15 protein-coding genes and 1 tRNA gene are annotated in these 14,828 nt (G+C 69.0%); 6 read left to right on the forward strand and 10 right to left on the reverse strand.

What is annotated here, in order from left to right; translation table 11 throughout:
• Positions 1–37: 37 nt before the first annotated feature.
• From ACNJ7K_RS14665 to aceE, 5 genes are all read right to left on the reverse strand, one after another.
• Positions 38–1,294 carry a KasA/KasB family beta-ketoacyl-ACP synthase gene (locus tag ACNJ7K_RS14665; protein WP_487041843.1) on the reverse strand — a complete coding sequence of 419 codons (1,257 nt, stop codon included), beginning with the start codon at positions 1,292–1,294 and terminating at the stop codon, positions 38–40.
• Positions 1,291–1,569, reverse strand: a complete 279-nt coding sequence (gene acpM / locus ACNJ7K_RS14670; protein WP_006554441.1) for a meromycolate extension acyl carrier protein AcpM — start codon at positions 1,567–1,569, stop codon at positions 1,291–1,293. The genes ACNJ7K_RS14665 and acpM overlap by 4 nt, the downstream gene beginning before the upstream one ends.
• 120 nt (positions 1,570–1,689) lie before the next feature.
• The gene (locus tag ACNJ7K_RS14675) at positions 1,690–2,607 is read right to left on the reverse strand and encodes an ACP S-malonyltransferase (protein WP_487041844.1); all 918 of its coding nucleotides are present in this window, start codon (positions 2,605–2,607) and stop codon (positions 1,690–1,692) included.
• A 128-nt stretch (positions 2,608–2,735) separates the two neighbouring features.
• Entirely contained in the window at positions 2,736–4,022 is a 1,287-nt protein-coding gene (locus tag ACNJ7K_RS14680; RefSeq protein ID WP_120284381.1) for a PucR family transcriptional regulator, read from the reverse strand.
• Positions 4,023–4,115: 93 nt separating this feature from the next.
• Entirely contained in the window at positions 4,116–6,965 is a 2,850-nt protein-coding gene (aceE, locus tag ACNJ7K_RS14685) for a pyruvate dehydrogenase (acetyl-transferring), homodimeric type (RefSeq protein WP_230791263.1), read from the reverse strand.
• Between the two features lie 325 nt (positions 6,966–7,290).
• Between aceE and ACNJ7K_RS14690 the strand changes: the two genes are divergently transcribed.
• The 3 genes from ACNJ7K_RS14690 to ACNJ7K_RS14700 all read left to right on the forward strand — a co-directional run bounded on the left by ACNJ7K_RS14690 (position 7,291) and on the right by ACNJ7K_RS14700 (position 8,313).
• Complete coding sequence (locus ACNJ7K_RS14690; RefSeq protein ID WP_006554437.1) at positions 7,291–7,713, forward strand: DUF3052 domain-containing protein; 423 nt, start codon at positions 7,291–7,293, stop codon at positions 7,711–7,713.
• A 31-nt stretch (positions 7,714–7,744) separates the two neighbouring features.
• On the forward strand, positions 7,745–8,209 hold the full coding sequence (locus tag ACNJ7K_RS14695; RefSeq protein WP_016693279.1) for a peroxiredoxin: 465 nt from the start codon (positions 7,745–7,747) through the stop codon (positions 8,207–8,209).
• 32 nt (positions 8,210–8,241) lie between these two features.
• A tRNA-Val gene (locus tag ACNJ7K_RS14700) sits at positions 8,242–8,313 on the forward strand.
• Between the two features lie 61 nt (positions 8,314–8,374).
• Here the strand turns inward: ACNJ7K_RS14700 and ACNJ7K_RS14705 are convergent.
• From ACNJ7K_RS14705 to ACNJ7K_RS14725, 5 genes are read right to left on the reverse strand one after another with little or no spacing between them, the layout of a single operon-like run.
• On the reverse strand, positions 8,375–9,103 hold the full coding sequence (locus ACNJ7K_RS14705) for a CBS domain-containing protein (protein WP_159418012.1): 729 nt from the start codon (positions 9,101–9,103) through the stop codon (positions 8,375–8,377).
• Positions 9,104–9,138: 35 nt separating this feature from the next.
• Entirely contained in the window at positions 9,139–9,540 is a 402-nt protein-coding gene (locus ACNJ7K_RS14710; RefSeq protein WP_159418013.1) for a DUF5655 domain-containing protein, read from the reverse strand.
• On the reverse strand, positions 9,537–10,373 hold the full coding sequence (locus tag ACNJ7K_RS14715; RefSeq protein ID WP_033097779.1) for an SURF1 family cytochrome oxidase biogenesis protein: 837 nt from the start codon (positions 10,371–10,373) through the stop codon (positions 9,537–9,539). The genes ACNJ7K_RS14710 and ACNJ7K_RS14715 overlap by 4 nt, the downstream gene beginning before the upstream one ends.
• A gap of 28 nt (positions 10,374–10,401) precedes the next feature.
• Positions 10,402–10,872, reverse strand: a complete 471-nt coding sequence (locus ACNJ7K_RS14720) for a low molecular weight protein-tyrosine-phosphatase (RefSeq protein WP_487041845.1) — start codon at positions 10,870–10,872, stop codon at positions 10,402–10,404.
• Positions 10,862–11,560, reverse strand: a complete 699-nt coding sequence (locus ACNJ7K_RS14725; protein ID WP_487041846.1) for an HAD hydrolase-like protein — start codon at positions 11,558–11,560, stop codon at positions 10,862–10,864. The genes ACNJ7K_RS14720 and ACNJ7K_RS14725 overlap by 11 nt, the downstream gene beginning before the upstream one ends.
• Before the next feature lie 75 nt (positions 11,561–11,635).
• Here ACNJ7K_RS14725 and ACNJ7K_RS14730 point away from each other — a divergent pair, with 75 nt between their 5' ends.
• The 3 genes from ACNJ7K_RS14730 to ACNJ7K_RS14740 all read left to right on the forward strand — a co-directional run bounded on the left by ACNJ7K_RS14730 (position 11,636) and on the right by ACNJ7K_RS14740 (position 14,750).
• A complete protein-coding gene (locus tag ACNJ7K_RS14730; protein ID WP_120283335.1) occupies positions 11,636–12,784 on the forward strand; it encodes a Nif3-like dinuclear metal center hexameric protein in 1,149 nt (382 codons plus the stop codon).
• 74 nt (positions 12,785–12,858) lie between these two features.
• Positions 12,859–13,596, forward strand: a complete 738-nt coding sequence (locus ACNJ7K_RS14735; RefSeq protein WP_120283333.1) for a zinc ribbon domain-containing protein — start codon at positions 12,859–12,861, stop codon at positions 13,594–13,596.
• Positions 13,593–14,750: a bifunctional RNase H/acid phosphatase gene (locus ACNJ7K_RS14740; RefSeq protein ID WP_120283331.1), complete on the forward strand. Its 1,158-nt coding sequence runs from the start codon at positions 13,593–13,595 to the stop codon at positions 14,748–14,750. Before ACNJ7K_RS14735 ends, ACNJ7K_RS14740 begins: the two co-directional genes overlap by 4 nt.
• Positions 14,751–14,828: the final 78 nt, after the last annotated feature.

A 14,828-nucleotide genomic window follows, 5' to 3' on the forward strand; every position in this document is an offset into this window, starting at 1 on the left:
GGAGCCTCCACCGCATGGGGCGGACCGGCGTCGACGGTCAGGCGCGACCGAATGCGAGCGCCACGTTGTGCCCACCGAAACCGAACGAGTTGTTCAGCGCGAAATCGATCCGGCCGGAACGTGGTTCGCCCTTGACCACGTCGAGATCGATCTCTGGATCCTGGTTCTCGAGATTCAGCGTGGGCGGGATGACCCCGTCACGCAGAGTCAGGACCGTGAGTACTGCTTCGAGTGCACCCACCGCACCGATCGAATGACCGAGCGCGGACTTGGGGGCGTAGATCGCGGCGTGGTTGCCCACGGCCGCGTTGATGGCCTTGGCTTCGGCCACGTCGCCGATCGGGGTGGCCGTCGCGTGCGCGTTGACGTGCCCGATGTCGGCCTTGGTGAGCCCGGCGGTCTCGATCGCCCGCCGCATGGCCCGAGCCGCTCCCGTACCTTCCGGGTCGGGGGCGACGATGTGGTAACCGTCGGAGGTGATGCCGGCGCCGAGGATACGAGCGTGGATGGTCGCTCCGCGTGCCTTGGCGTGCTCCTCGCTCTCGAGGACCATCAGTGCGCCGGCCTCGCCGAAGACGAAACCGTCGCGGTCCTTGTCGAACGGACGCGAGGCGCCCTTCGGGTTCTCGTTGCGGGTGCTCAGCGCCCGCATCATCGCGAAGCCCGCGGTGGCGACCGCGTCCAGCTGACCCTCGACACCACCGGTGACGACGATGTCGGCGTCGCCGAAGGCGATCATGCGGTACGCGTTGGCGATCGCCTCGGATCCGGACGAGCACGCCGAGACCGGGGTGATGACCCCGGCGCGGGCACCGAGTTCGAGCCCGACGGTGGCCGACGGTCCGTTCGGCATGATCATCTGCACCGCGAAGGGCGAGACCTTGCGGTAGCCGCCGACACGGAGCTTGTCGACGGCGTCGATGAGCGACTCGCCGCCACCGAGGCCCGTACCGATGACCACACCGAGACGGTCCTGGTCGACCTCGGGGCTGCCGGCGTTCTGCCAGACGGTGCGCCCGAGGGTGAGCGCGAGGCGCTCGACGAAGCTCATGCGACGGAGTTCCACGCGGGACAGTCCCTCGTCGGGGCTGACCTTCAGGGTTCCGCCGATGCGCACCGGGAGGTCGAACTCGTCGACGAAACCGCCGTCGATGGTGCCGATCCCGCTCTCACCGGCCAGCAGTGCTTTCCAGGTGGCGTCCACGTCGCCGGCGATCGACGTCGTAGCCGCGAGGCTGGTGACGACGACGTTGCGGAGTGCCCGAGGAGAAGGGGAGGTCACAGCAGAACTCATTCGTTGTCGTTCGTGGCCTGAACGCCTGCGGCCTCGAGCTTCTGGATGTAGTTCACGGCGTCACCGACGGTGCGCAGACCGGCGAGATCCTCGTCGGGGATCTTCACGCCGTACTTGTCCTCGGTCTGGACGGCGATCTCGACCATGGACAGCGAGTCGATGTCGAGGTCGTCGACGAAGGACTTGTCGACGGTCACCTCGGAGGGCTCGATGCCGGTGACCTCTTCGATGATCTCCGCGAGACCGGCGATGATTTCTTCCTGGGTGGCGGCCACGATGTGGCTCCCTTCTCGATCTGTCGACTATGTCGTTCGAAACCGGCCGGATGTTTCCGGCCGGGGGTCCGGGGAGTTCCCGGTGAGGTGCCCGTGCTGTGCGACGGCGCGCGCAGCAACCTAACCGAGTTGAAGACTTTCGGCCAGAGCGGAGATCTCCGCGGGGGTCTTGAGGGCGACGGTGGGCGTGCCGCGCATCTCGCGCTTGGCGATGCCCACCAGCGTGCCGGCGGGGGGAAGCTCGACGATCCGGCTCACCTGCGCCTCGCGCAGGGAGGCGGTGCACAGGTCCCACCGGACGGGCCGGGTGACCTGGGCTGCGAGACGTTCGAGGGCGTCGGCTCCGGAGGTGACGGGCTTGCCGTCGTAGTTCGACAGCAGCGTGTGCGTCGGATCCGAAGGTGTGATCTTCGCCGCGGCGGCAGCCACGGCGTCCTGGGCGGGTGCCATGAATCGGGTGTGGAAGGCACCGGCGACCGGCAGGGCGCGGACGCGGGCCTTCTCGGGCGGGTTCGCAGCGAGTTCCTCGAGCGCGCTCAGGCGCCCGGCTGCGACGATCTGACCGGCCGCATTCATGTTCGCGGGGGTCAGATCCAACTCGGCGAGGCGCGCGAGCACCTCGTCCTCGGCGCCGCCGAGAACGGCGGACATTCCGGTGGGTTCGAGCGCGCAGGCGCGGGCCATCTCGGCTCCGCGGACGGCGGCGAGGGCGACGGCGTCGTCGGCGCTGATGACACCGGCGATGGCGGCCGCGGCGAGTTCGCCGACGGAGTGGCCGGCGACGATCGTGTCGGCGGGCACGAGGCCGCGACGGTCGAGATCCTCGAAGGCGAGCAGGGCGGAGGCCACCACGAGCGGCTGGGTCACCGCGGTGTCGGTGATCTCCTCGGCGGTGGCAGTGGTGCCGAGACGCGCGAGATCGAGTCCCGCCGTCTGCGACCACCGGTCGATGCGGTCGCGCGCTCCGGACTGCTCGAGCCACGGGGCGAGCATTCCGGGTGTCTGAGACCCCTGGCCGGGGGCAAGCAGCGAAATCACGATCACCAGGGAACACCGCGAGCGGGTGCCTGCGAGATGTCGGTAGCGATGAAAGGTTGCCCCTCGATTTGTAGGGTTCCCACAAATCTGCACGTCGGTGCTCGCTATCGGAGGAAAGGCCGGGGACGTTACGTGTCCGATTCGCGAATTGTGAATCGAGTGGCAGGTGGTGCAGGCGATCTCAATTCGTTATGGCTTCGTGCCAGGCGACCTACCGTGGCAGCGATTCGGAGCACGTACGCATCGCGAGGATTTGTGGGATCCCGACCCGTGACTTCTGTGATCCGCTTCAATCGATACCGCACGGTATTTGGATGAACAAACAGCTTCCGGGCGCAAGTCTCGACAGCACCCCCACTGTCGAGGTATGCGTCCAGCGTGTCTGCGAGGGACGGCCCGGCGGCAGCGAGCGGGGCGACGACGAAGTCCTCGAGCGCGGCGATCGCGCCGGGATCACCGAGCAGCGCGCGCTCGGGCAACAGCTCGGCGGCGTGCACCGGCCGGGGAGCCCCCGGCCACCCCACGACCGCCTCCATGCCGGCGAGCGCTTCGACGGCGGAGACGTGTGCGGTCGCCAGCGTCGGTGTCGTCGGACCGATCACCACGGGATCGTCGGAGAACGCGCGCATCAACTCGGTGCGGAAGTTCGCCGCGTCGACCGTCCCGTGCAGTTCACCGCTGACCACCATCACCAGGCGTTCGCCCTGCACCACCGCGAGGGCGGCGCGACCGTGCTCCTGGGCGACGGTGTGCACGGTGGTGATCACCGAGACGCCCTGGTCGGGTGGGGGAGTTCCGACGATCACCGTCGCCGGGGCGGTCGCGTCCCAGTTGAGGGTCGCGGCCCGCGACTGCATGTCGGGCCCGGTGTCGCCGCGCACCACGGCGTCGACGACGAGGGCCTCGAGCCGCGTGTCCCAGGCGCCCCGCGACTCGGCCGCCCCCGCGTAGACCGCCGCGGCGGCGAAACCGAGCTCGCGCCCGTAGCGCAGGATCGCCTCGGTGAGCGCCACGAGCTGTTCCTCGTTGCGGGCGAGGGCCGGCAGCCACTGCTCGAAGAACTCCATCGCCGCGCGGACCATGTCCACCGTCTGACGCAGCGTCAGCCGCCGGGCGAGATCCTGCGGGATCATCTGGAAGGCGTCGAGGCTGAACCGCAGGTCGCTGTCGGGATTGCGCACCCACTCGAGGAAGTCGACCACCGATGTCTGGATGACCAGCTGCACGGTCGACCGTTGCGACGCGTCGAGATCGGCGAAGAAGGGCAACTGCTCCTGCATGACGTGCACCGCTTCGGTGGACAGTCGCCCCGAGAACTGTTTGACCCGACGGAGCAGCGCGTCGGGGAGCGGTGCCCGCTCGGGACGGGACGGCGGTACCGGGCGCTCCCTGTGAACGCCCGGTACCTGCCCCATCCGGCGGGGTTGCGGCTCGTCGACCATGGGACGAAAGTACCCGGCGGCCGCGAGCCGGCCGGTCACGCCACTCGGACGTGACCGGCGGACGGATCAGGCGACGCCCGGATCCGCCATCGAGACCGGGGCGGCCGTCACGTCGTCGATCTTGTAGGTGCGGGCCGCCTCGACGGCCTTCTCACGATCGATCGCGCCCTCGCGGCCGAGCGCCGAGAGCACCGCGACCACCGTGGACTCGGCGTCGATGTTGAACACGCGGCGGGCGGCGCCACGGGTGTCGGAGAAGCCGAAGCCGTCGGCGCCGAGCACCGTGTAGTCGCCCGGAACCCACTTGCGGATCTGATCGGGCACCGCGCGCATCCAGTCGGACACCGCGACGAACGGACCCGCCGCATCGTTGAGCACCGACGCGACGTACGGCACCGGAGCTTCCTCACCGGGATTCAGCAGCGCCTGCCGGTCGCACTCGACGCCGTCGCGACGCAGCTCGCCCCACGAGGTGACGGACCAGACATCCGCGGACACGCCCCACTCGTCGGCGAGGATCTCCTGCGCACGCAGCGCCTCGGGCATCATCACGCCCGAGACCAGGATCTGCGCCTTCGGGCCCGACTCCTGGCCCCGCTTGTACAGGTAGATGCCCTTGAGCAGCCCCTCGATGTCGAGGTCCTCCGGCTCGGCCGGCTGCGAGTACGGCTCGTTGTAGATGGTGATGTAGTAGAAGACGTCCTCGCCACCGAAGCCGTCGACACCCTCCGTGCCGCCGTACATCCGCCGCAGACCGTCGCGGAAGATGTGGGCGATCTCGTAGGAGAACGCCGGGTCGTAGGTGACCGCGGCCGGATTGGTCGACGCGAGCAGCAGCGAGTGCCCGTCGGCGTGCTGCAGGCCCTCACCGGTCAGCGTCGTGCGACCGGCCGTCGCGCCGAGGACGAACCCGCGTGCCATCTGGTCGGCCGCCGCCCACAGGCCGTCGCCCGTGCGCTGGAAACCGAACATCGAGTAGAAAATGTACACGGGGATCATCGGCTCGCCCTGCGTCGCGTAGGACGTCCCGACCGCCGTGAACGACGCCGTCGAACCGGCCTCGTTGATGCCCTCGTGCAGGATCTGGCCGACCTCGCTCTCCTTGTAGGCGAGCATCAGATCGGCGTCGACCGAGGTGTACAGCTGACCGTTGCGGTTGTAGATCTTCAGCGACGGGAACCACGAGTCCATACCGAAGGTGCGGGCCTCGTCCGGGATGATCGGCACGATGCGCTTGCCGATCTCCTTGTCGCGCAACAGTTCCTTGAGCACACGGACTGTCGCCATGGTGGTGGCGACCTCCTGCTTGCCCGAACCCTTGCGGACGACGTCGTAGGTCTTCTCCGCGGGCAGCGCCAACGGCTTCGCGGCGGTGCGGCGCTCCGGCAGGAAGCCGCCGAGGGCCCGGCGACGCTCGAGCATGTACTGGATCTCGGGCGACTCGAAGCCGGGGTGGTAGTACGGCGGCATCTTCGGATCCTTCTCGAGCTCGGCATCGGAGATCGGGATCCGCTGGACGTCGCGGAAGTACTTGAGGTCCTCGAGGGTGAGCTTCTTCATCTGGTGGGTCGCATTGCGGCCCTCGAAGTGCTTACCGAGCGTGTAACCCTTGATGGTGTGCGCGAGGATCACCGTCGGCTGACCCTTGTGCTCCATTGCCGCCTTGTAGGCCGCGTAGATCTTGCGGTAGTCGTGGCCGCCGCGCTTGAGGTTCCAGATGTCCTGGTCGGACAGGTCCTTGACCAGCTCCTTGGTCCGCGGGTCGCGGCCGAAGAAGTGCTCGCGCACGAACGCGCCGTCGTTGGCCTTGTACGTCTGGTAGTCGCCGTCGGGGGTGACGTTCATGAGATTGACCAGCGCGCCGTCCTTGTCGGCGTGCAGCAGGGCGTCCCACTCACGGCCCCACACGACCTTGATGACGTTCCAGCCGGCGCCGCGGAAGAACGACTCCAGCTCCTGAATGATCTTGCCGTTGCCGCGCACCGGGCCGTCGAGACGCTGCAGGTTGCAGTTGACGACGAAGGTCAGGTTGTCGAGACCCTCGGTGGCCGCGACGTGCGCCAGACCGCGCGACTCCGGCTCGTCCATCTCGCCGTCGCCGAGGAACGCCCAGACGTGCTGATCGGAGGTGTCCTTGATGCCGCGGTCGTGCAGGTAGTGGTTGAACCGTGCCTGGTAGATCGCGTTCATCGGGCCCAGACCCATGGACACGGTCGGGAACTCCCAGAAGGTCGGGAGCAGGCGCGGGTGCGGGTACGACGGCAGGCCACCACCGAGCGAGGCGTGGCTGTGCTCCTGCCGGAAGCCGTCGAGCTGCTCGGTGCCGATGCGGCCCTCGAGGAAGGCTCGGGCGTAGATGCCGGGGGAGGCGTGGCCCTGGATGAAGACCTGGTCGCCGCCGCCGGGATGGTCCTTGCCGCGGAAGAAGTGGTTGAAGCCGACCTCGTACAGGGCGGCGGACGACGCGTAGGTGGAGATGTGACCACCGACGCCGACACCCGGGCGCTGCGCGCGGGTGACCATGATCGCCGCGTTCCACCGGATGTACGCGCGGAAGCGACGCTCGACCTCCTCGTCACCGGGGAACCACGGTTCGCTCTCGGTGGGGATGGTGTTGACGTAGTCGGTGGAGGTCAGGGCGGGAAGGGAGACCTTGCGCTCGTTGGCACGCTCGAGCATGCGAAGCAGCAGGTAGCGCGCGCGGGTGGGACCCGCGGCCTCGAGCATCCCGTCGAACGACTCGAGCCACTCTTCGGTCTCCGCCGGATCGATGTCCGGCAGGTAGGAGGCCACGCCCTCGCGGATCACCCGGACACGATTGTCCTTGGTCGATGCCGGCTTGGCCGAGGAATCCGGTCCCGACGCGCCCGGTGCAGCGCCTTCTCGGGAGTCGGATCCGTGGATCAGGTCTGTCAACGTCTGCTCCTCATCGTGGTGGGCGCGTAGGTGGAGCGCCCTCTCCGTCGGCCGGCTCTTGTGGGAGCCGACGCAATCGACATCTGAACATGATGCACCCCTCATCTTCCCCCATCCGCGACGAAGGATCACGCCCTGGCCCGGCCAACAGGACGGATCGGACACGGTGCGGGGCGGTGCAACGGGTCCCTCTGGAAAGATTCTCCCGCTTTTCCCAGCGATTCGGGTTGCGTTGAGGCCCGCAACGATGTTCGCTTTGACCAATTGATCGTCACGCCGGTACGCGGATCCGATTCGCGCACCACAACCCTTAGGAGGAGCCACCGTGGTCGCCGCGGCGGATGCCAAGAACTATGTCTCCAAGCTCGGTATCACTCACGACCACGTGGTGCAGGAACTCGGTTGGGACGAGGACACCGACGACGAGTTGAGAGCTGCGATCGAAGAGGTCACCGGTACCGAGCTGCTCGACGAGGACTCCGACGAGGTCGTCGACGTCGTGCTGCTGTGGTGGCGCGACAGCGACGGCGACCTGGTCGACGCCCTCATGGACGCGATCGGCCCCCTCGCCGACGAAGGCGTCGTATGGGTGCTCACCCCCAAGACCGGGCGCCCTGATCACGTCGAGCCCAGCGAGATCGCCGAGTCGGCCGCCACGGCCGGCCTCACCCAGACCACGGCCACCAACCTCGGTGACTGGATCGGCAGCCGCCTCGTCCAGCCCAAGGCCGGCCGTCCCCGCCGCTGAACCGGCTCCCGGAACGTAAGGATCCACACGCATGCCGATCGCCGTGGGCACCGAAGCCCCCGATTTCACCCTCAAGGACCAGAACAACCAGGAAGTGACGCTGTCGAGCTTCCGGGGCAGCAAGAACGTGCTCCTGGTCTTCTACCCGCTCGCCTTCACCGGCGTCTGCCAGGGCGAGCTGTGCGCCGTCCGCGACGACCTGCCCACCTTCGAGAACGACGACACCGCCATCCTCGCGGTGTCGGTCGGCCCGTCGCCGAGCCACAAGATCTGGGCGGCCGAGCAGGGCTACACCTTCCCGCTGCTGTCCGACTTCTGGCCGCACGGCGAGGTCGCGCAGGCCTACGGTGTGTTCAACGAGAAGTTCGGTTTCGCCAACCGCGGCACGTTCGTCATCGACAAGGACGGCATCGTGCAGTTCGCGGAGGAGAACCAGCCCGGAGAGGCCCGTGACCAGGGAGCTTGGGCCAGAGCGCTCGCCGCGCTAAAGTCCTGATGCGAAGTCGGCGGCACCTGCCGCCGTCTTTCGGGCGTGTAGCTCAGTGGTAGAGCTCTGGTTTTACACACCAGCGGTCGGGGGTTCGAAACCCTCCGCGCCCACAATCCCATGTGCGATTCCGGTGGATCGAGCCCCGCTCAGCGGGGTCGGGTCCACACGGATCTAATGTCCCGCATTCACCGCCGCGACGAGCGTCGGCAGGTCGTCGGCGACGACGATCATGAGCGGCCGTTCCTTCGCGCTGCCACTGTGCGTGACGATCAACGCCGTCGGCGGCAGTTGCCCGCCCGCGGGCGGGGACAGCTTCTTGATCGCCTGCGGCACCGTGATGGTTCGGGGCAGGTGCGCGGCCCGCTCGTGCGGTTCGGCGAACTCCAGGGCCGCTCCGACGGTCTCGCTCTCGACGATCTCGTCCGTCGCGAGACGATGCGCGAGCCAGCGGGCGATGCAGTTCGTCGTCAGCAGCCCGAGATAGGTGTCGTCCTCGTAGATCGGGAACTGCGAGTAGTCGTGGCGCCGGATCTCGTCGAGCACCCGATTCAGTGGTGTGCCCGTCTCGAACACGGCGGGTGCCCGTCTCGGCAGGACCTGCAGCACCTTCGGCGGATCGATGATCCTGTCGCGCAGTCTCTCGATCGCCTCGACGACCTCCGGGACCGGATCGGCGACCGGCTTGCCCCCGTAGTAGTCCTGGTGCACGAGCGCGTTGCGCAGGTCCGCGAAGGCCCGGAGGGCGGGCAGATCGACCTGGGTGCGGTGGCGCCGGGCGTACTCCTTGGCCATCCGGACGAAGCTCATGTGCTCCTCGTCCGTCTGCAGCTGCCACTTGAAGTGGTTCTCGATGGCCGTGAAGGCGGACAGGAACCGGATCGCGCCGCTGACCTCGTCCATCTCGTTTCCTTCGTGCGGAAGGGAGTCGTGGGGCGTCAGTCGCGCGGTTCCGCCGCGGTGCGGTAGGCCACGTCGAGCAACTCCACGAAGTGGTCGTCGAGTTCGTCGACCGACGAGACGCTCAGCCGGTGCGTCGTCACCGTCCCCTTCTTCGGGAACGCCTCACGCAGCGTCGCGTGGTGGATACGCCGCGGCAGATCCAGGGCCACCTCGAGACGCGAGGCGTAGACGAACGCCGCCGCGAACGGCCGGCCCCGCGACCAGGAGATCTCCGACGCGTGGACGTGCTCGGTGACGTCGCCGCCGAGGTCGAGGATCATCGCGCGCACGTGCCGGAACACATCGACGGCGGCCGGATCCTTGTCGGCCAGATAGTCGTCGACGGTCGCGTACATCGGGAGCTCCTCGAATCGGGGCAGGGTGGTCGGCTCGGTCACCGCGGCCGGCCGTATCGATCGGCGAGCTTCTCGCTCGCGGTGCGCGGTGCCGCTTCCGCCGGGGCCTCGGCTGCGTCACCACCGTCTTGCGAACCCTTGGACTTCCTACGTTCCCGCAGCTCGGCCCACACGAAGTAACCCAGACCCAGCGGGGCCATGATCCCGAACGCCAGCCACTGCAGGCCGTAGGACAGGTACGGGCCCGAATCGAGCTGGGGGAGCGGGATCACGCCGAGACCGCCGGGCTGGTCGGCGTCGAGCTGCAGGTAGACGTCCTCGAGATCGAGACCCGTGACGGACGCGACCTGCGGGGCGTCGATGAAGTACACCTGCTGGTAGCCGTCGTCGACGAAGGGGGCCTTGTCCTCGACCGTTCCCTCGGACATCCGGATGCGGGCGTCGAGGGTGACGGTGCCGGACGGCGCGGCTGGAATCTCGGGGATCTCGGTGCCGCGCACGGGCCGCACGTACCCGCGGTTGACCAGGATCGTTCCGCCGGAATCGAGGACGAACGGGGTCAGCACCTCGTAGGCCGGCCGCGACTCGACGTTGCGCAACCGCACGAGTACATCCGACTCGGGCAGATAGGAGCCCTGCGCGAGCACACGGCGCCACTCGTCCTCGATCGTCGGACCGTCGCCGCCCAGCAGTTCGCCGACGGGAACCGGATCCTGTGCCATCGACCCAGCGATGCGACCGTTGCGGTCCTCGGTGTTCGTGTTCTTGCCGAGCTGCCACGGCGCGAGGACCGTGAAGCACGCGTAGGCGAAGCCGACGACCACCAGTGCCAGGACCAACCAGCCGGGGCGTAGGAGAAATGTCAATCGGCGCACAGATCCACGGTAGCCGGTGAGGTGCGTCTCACTGCTGCCGCACCCGCTCGAGCAGGCCCGGAACGGCGGCTTCGATCTGCTCGCGGACCTGCTCGAACTCGTCGAGGGAGCCGTAGTACGGATCGGGCACGGAATCGTCGTCGGCGTCGGGATCGAACGAACGCAGCAGCACACGGCGATCGGACGGGACACCGAGCTGCGCCAGCGCCCGCTCGTGGGTGGTGGTCATGGCGACGACGAGGTCGGCCGACAGGTGCTCGGCACCGAGCTCGGCGGCGCGGTGACCGGTGGGATAGCCGTGCCGCTGCAGCACCGCGTCGGTGCGTGGATCCGCCTCGGAGCCGACGTGCCAGCCGTGCGTGCCGGCGCTGCTCACCCGCACCCGGTCGTCGAGTCCCTCCCGCCGCAGGTGCTCGGCGAAGATCTTCTCGGCCATCGGCGACCGGCAGATGTTGCCGGTGCACACGAAGGTCACGTGGAAGCGGTCGTCAGTGTCCACCCGTGAGTACCTCGCGCAGTTCCTCGACCGAGGCGGTCGTCCGCGCCGCCGCACGACCCTCGGTCTCGGTCCCGTAACCCCACTCGACGAAGACCGTGGGGATGCCGAACCGGCCTGCACCGTGGATGTCGTGCTCGCGGTCGCCGACCATCACCACACCGGTGGTGCCGCCCGCTTCGGCATCCTGCGGATCGATCCCGAGAGCGGCGAGGCTGTGCGCGACGACCTCCCACTTGTGCCGCCGGGCGCCGTCGTCGCTCGCACCACCGACGAACTCGAAGTATCCGGTCAGACCGAAGTGGTCGAGGATCCGCTCGGCGAACGCCTGGGACTTCGACGTCGCCACCGCCAGGCGACTCCCGGCCCCGCGCACGGCATCGAGCACCGCTTCGATGCCGTCGAAGACCGCGTTCTCCGCCCAGCCGGTCGCGGAGTAGTAGTCCCGGTAGGCCGCGAGTCCCGCAGCGACCTGCTCCTCGTCGAGCCCGAGATTCTGCAGGGTGTCGCGCATGGGCGGTCCGAGCAGCCACTGCAGGTCGCCGTCGGGCACCTCGAAACCGGTCGTCTCGGCGGCGTGGAGGAACCCGTTGATCACCCCGGTCGCGGAATCGGTGAGCGTGCCGTCCAGATCGAACAGGACGACGGGAGCGGGGAGCACGAGCGGCTGGGTGGCAGCGAGAACGGTCACCGGGCCATTCTCCCCGTTCGTCCGGTCTTCCGCCGCGTAGGGTCGTGCGCGTAGGAGAGAGCGGATCAGCTGGAGGTGGACGTGACGGCGGCGACGCTGCGTGAGGTGATCGACGTTCTGGAGACGGCCTACCCGCCGTCGCTGGCGGAGAGCTGGGACTCGGTGGGACTCGTCGCCGGCGACCCCGACGAGCCGGTGCACAAGGTGCTGCTCGCCGTCGACGCGACCGCGGCCGTCGTCGACGAAGCGCTCGAGTGGGGCGCGCAACTGCTGCTCGTGCACCACCCGCTGTTGCTGCGCGGAGTGGACACGGTGGGCGCGCACACGCCCAAGGGTGCGCTGATCCACCGCCTCATCCGCGGCGGTTGCGCCCTGTTCACCGCGCACACCAACGCCGACCGCGCGAACCCCGGAGTCTCGGACGCCCTCGCCGGAGCGCTGGGCCTGACCGGCCTGCGACCGCTCGAGGCCAAGCCCGAACCCGCGACCGACAAGTGGGTCGTCATGGTGCCGTCCGACGCCGCCGACACGGTGCGCGCGGGACTGTTCGCGGCGGGCGCGGGTGCCCTCGGCAACTACCGCGAATGCTGCTGGTCGACCACAGGCACCGGCCAGTTCCGCCCGGTCGACGGCGCGGACCCGGCCATCGGCTCGGTCGGCGACCTCGAGCGCGTCCCCGAGGACCGGATCGAGGTCATCGCCCCGCGCCGGTCGCGCGCGGCGGTGCTCGCTTCCCTGCGCGACGCGCACCCCTACGAGGAACCGGCCTTCGACATCATCGAGCTCGCCGACCTGCCGAGCGATCGCGGGCTCGGCCGGGTGGGGGAGCTGCCGCAGACCCGCACGCTGCGCGAGTTCACCGCCGACGTCGCCGCCGCTCTGCCCGCCACCGAATGGGGCGTGCGCGGCGCGGGCGATCCGGACCGGCCGGTGCGGACCGTGGCGGTGTGCGGCGGATCCGGTGATTCCTTCCTCGGACTCGCCACCGCGCAGGGTGTCGACGTCTACGTCACTGCCGACCTGCGGCACCATCCCGCCGACGAACATCTGCGCGCGGGAGGCCCCGCGCTGGTGGACGTCGCGCACTGGGCGAGCGAGTACCCGTGGTGCGCCCAGGCCCGCAACGTCCTCGACGCGGCGTTCGCCGACCGGGACGGCTGGCAGGCGCGGGTCAGCGAGTTGCGCACCGATCCCTGGACGACCGCGGCGGGCGCGGTACGGTAATCAGCTACGACACGTCCCGCGTGGCCGCCGACTCCCGGCCCACCGACACACCATCGAAAGCAGGAACCACCCGAGTGAACGTCGAACCCACCGTGCAGGCCAAGCTGCTGTCCCTCGCCGCCGTGGACGCAGAGCTGAACCGCCTCGCGCATCGCCGTCGGACACTGCCCGAACAGCAGGAGGTGGACCGCCTGCAGACCGAGCGCAACGCGCGCAAGGACGCCGCGGTGGCCGTCGAGATCATCCTCGACGACCTCGACCGGGACATCCGGAAGCTCGAGGGCGAGATCGAGGCCGTGCGAATGCGCGCCGACCGCGACCGGTCGATGCTCCAGAGCGGCTCGGTGGGATCGAAGCAGCTCACCGAACTGCAGCACGAGCTCACCAGCCTCGAGCGTCGCCAGGCGGCACTCGAGGACGACCTGCTCGAGGTCATGGAGCGTCGCGAGGCGTCGAAGGCCGACCACGACCATGCCGGTGCGCAGGTCTCGCAGGTCGACGACCAGCTCGGCGACGCCGTCCGGGCCCGCGACGAGGCGCTCGCCGACATCGAGGTGGCCGAGCAGCGGTGCCGCAGCGACCGCGAGGCATTGCTCGCCGTCTTCCCCGCGGAACTGGTGACGGTGTACGAGAAGCAGCGCGAGAAGTCCGGCATCGGCGCCGCATTGCTGCAGGCCCGCCGCTGCGGCGCGTGCCGTCTCGAACTCGACCGCGGTGAGATCGCCCGGATCGCGGCCGCACCCGCCGATCTGCTCGTCCGGTGCCCGGAGTGCGACGCGATCCTGGTCCGCACCAAGGAATCCGGACTGTGACGACGGTCGTCGTCGAAGCGGACGGCGGTTCCCGCGGGAATCCCGGACCGGCCGGTTACGGTGCCGTGGTCTTCGATGCCGACCATCGGACCGTCCTCGCCGAACGCCAGGCGAGCATCGGGCGCGCGACGAACAACGTCGCCGAGTACAAGGGCCTGATCGCCGGTCTCACCGCCGCCGCCGAGCTCGGCGCCGACGAGGTGCACGTCCGCATGGATTCCAAGCTCGTCGTCGAACAGATGAGCGGACGGTGGCAGGTCAAGCATGCCGACATGATCCCGCTGGCCGCGCAGGCGCGGGAGCTCGCCGGCCGGTTCCGCACCGTCGACTTCACGTGGATCCCGCGTGCGGAGAACGCCTACGCCGACCGGCTGGCCAACGCCGCGATGGACGCGGCCGCCGAAGCGTTGCTGGACGTCGCATCCGACACCGTGGCACGTCCGGTCCAGGTGAACGCGCGGACCGAGAACGTCACCACTCCGCCGGTCGTGCCGGTGCCAGACCCGGCTGTTCCGGCTTCGCCCGGCTGGACCGGTGCGGTCGGAACACCGACCCGTCTGCTGCTGCTGCGTCACGGGGAGACCTCGCTGTCGGTCGAGCGTCGCTACTCGGGGCGGGGCAACCCGGAGCTGACCGAACTCGGTCGTGAGCAGGCGGTCGCCGCGGCCCGGCGGCTCGGTGCCCGCGGTGGGATCACCGCCGTGCTGTCGTCACCGCTGGGGCGCGCGCGGGAGACGGCCGCCGCAGCGGCGGACGCCCTCGATCTCCCGGTGACGGTGCACGACGGGCTCATCGAGACGGATTTCGGCGACTGGGAGGGTCTCACCTTCGCCGAGGCCGCGCGTCGCGACCCCGAACTGCACCGGCGCTGGCTCGGCGACACCTCCGTGCGGCCCCCGAACGGCGAGAGCTTCGACGAGGTGGCCAAGCGTATTGCCTCGGTGCGCGACGACCTGCTGACCGACTACGCCGGCACGACCGTGCTGGTCGTCTCGCACGTCACGCCCATCAAGACGTTCCTGCAGATGGCGCTCGAATCGGGTCCATCGCTGCTGTACCGCCTGCACCTGGATCTCGCGTCGCTCAGCATTGCCGAGTTCTACGCGGACGGTGGGTCGTCGGTGCGGCTCGTCAACGACACCTCGCACCTGTGAACCGGTAGCGGCCGCAAACGAAAAGTGGCCGCGCAGACATGTCGGGGGGTTGCCTGCGCGGCCACTCATCAGGTTTAT

Origin of the sequence: Rhodococcus shunpengi, assembly GCF_048381395.1 — a bacterium.
Taxonomy (GTDB): Bacteria; Actinomycetota; Actinomycetes; order Mycobacteriales; family Mycobacteriaceae; genus Rhodococcus.

Bases quoted from the DNA above. Each gene is read 5' to 3' on its own strand.
- ACNJ7K_RS14705 (WP_159418012.1), bottom strand. From the start codon at position 9,103: ATGGACGAGGTCAGCGGCGCGATCCGGTTCCTGTCCGCCTTCACGGCC.
- ACNJ7K_RS14695 (WP_016693279.1), top strand. From the start codon at position 7,745: ATGCCGATCGCCGTGGGCACCGAAGCCCCCGATTTCACCCTCAAGGAC.
- ACNJ7K_RS14680 (WP_120284381.1), bottom strand. From the start codon at position 4,022: ATGGGGCAGGTACCGGGCGTTCACAGGGAGCGCCCGGTACCGCCGTCC.
- ACNJ7K_RS14665 (WP_487041843.1), bottom strand. From the start codon at position 1,294: ATGAGTTCTGCTGTGACCTCCCCTTCTCCTCGGGCACTCCGCAACGTC.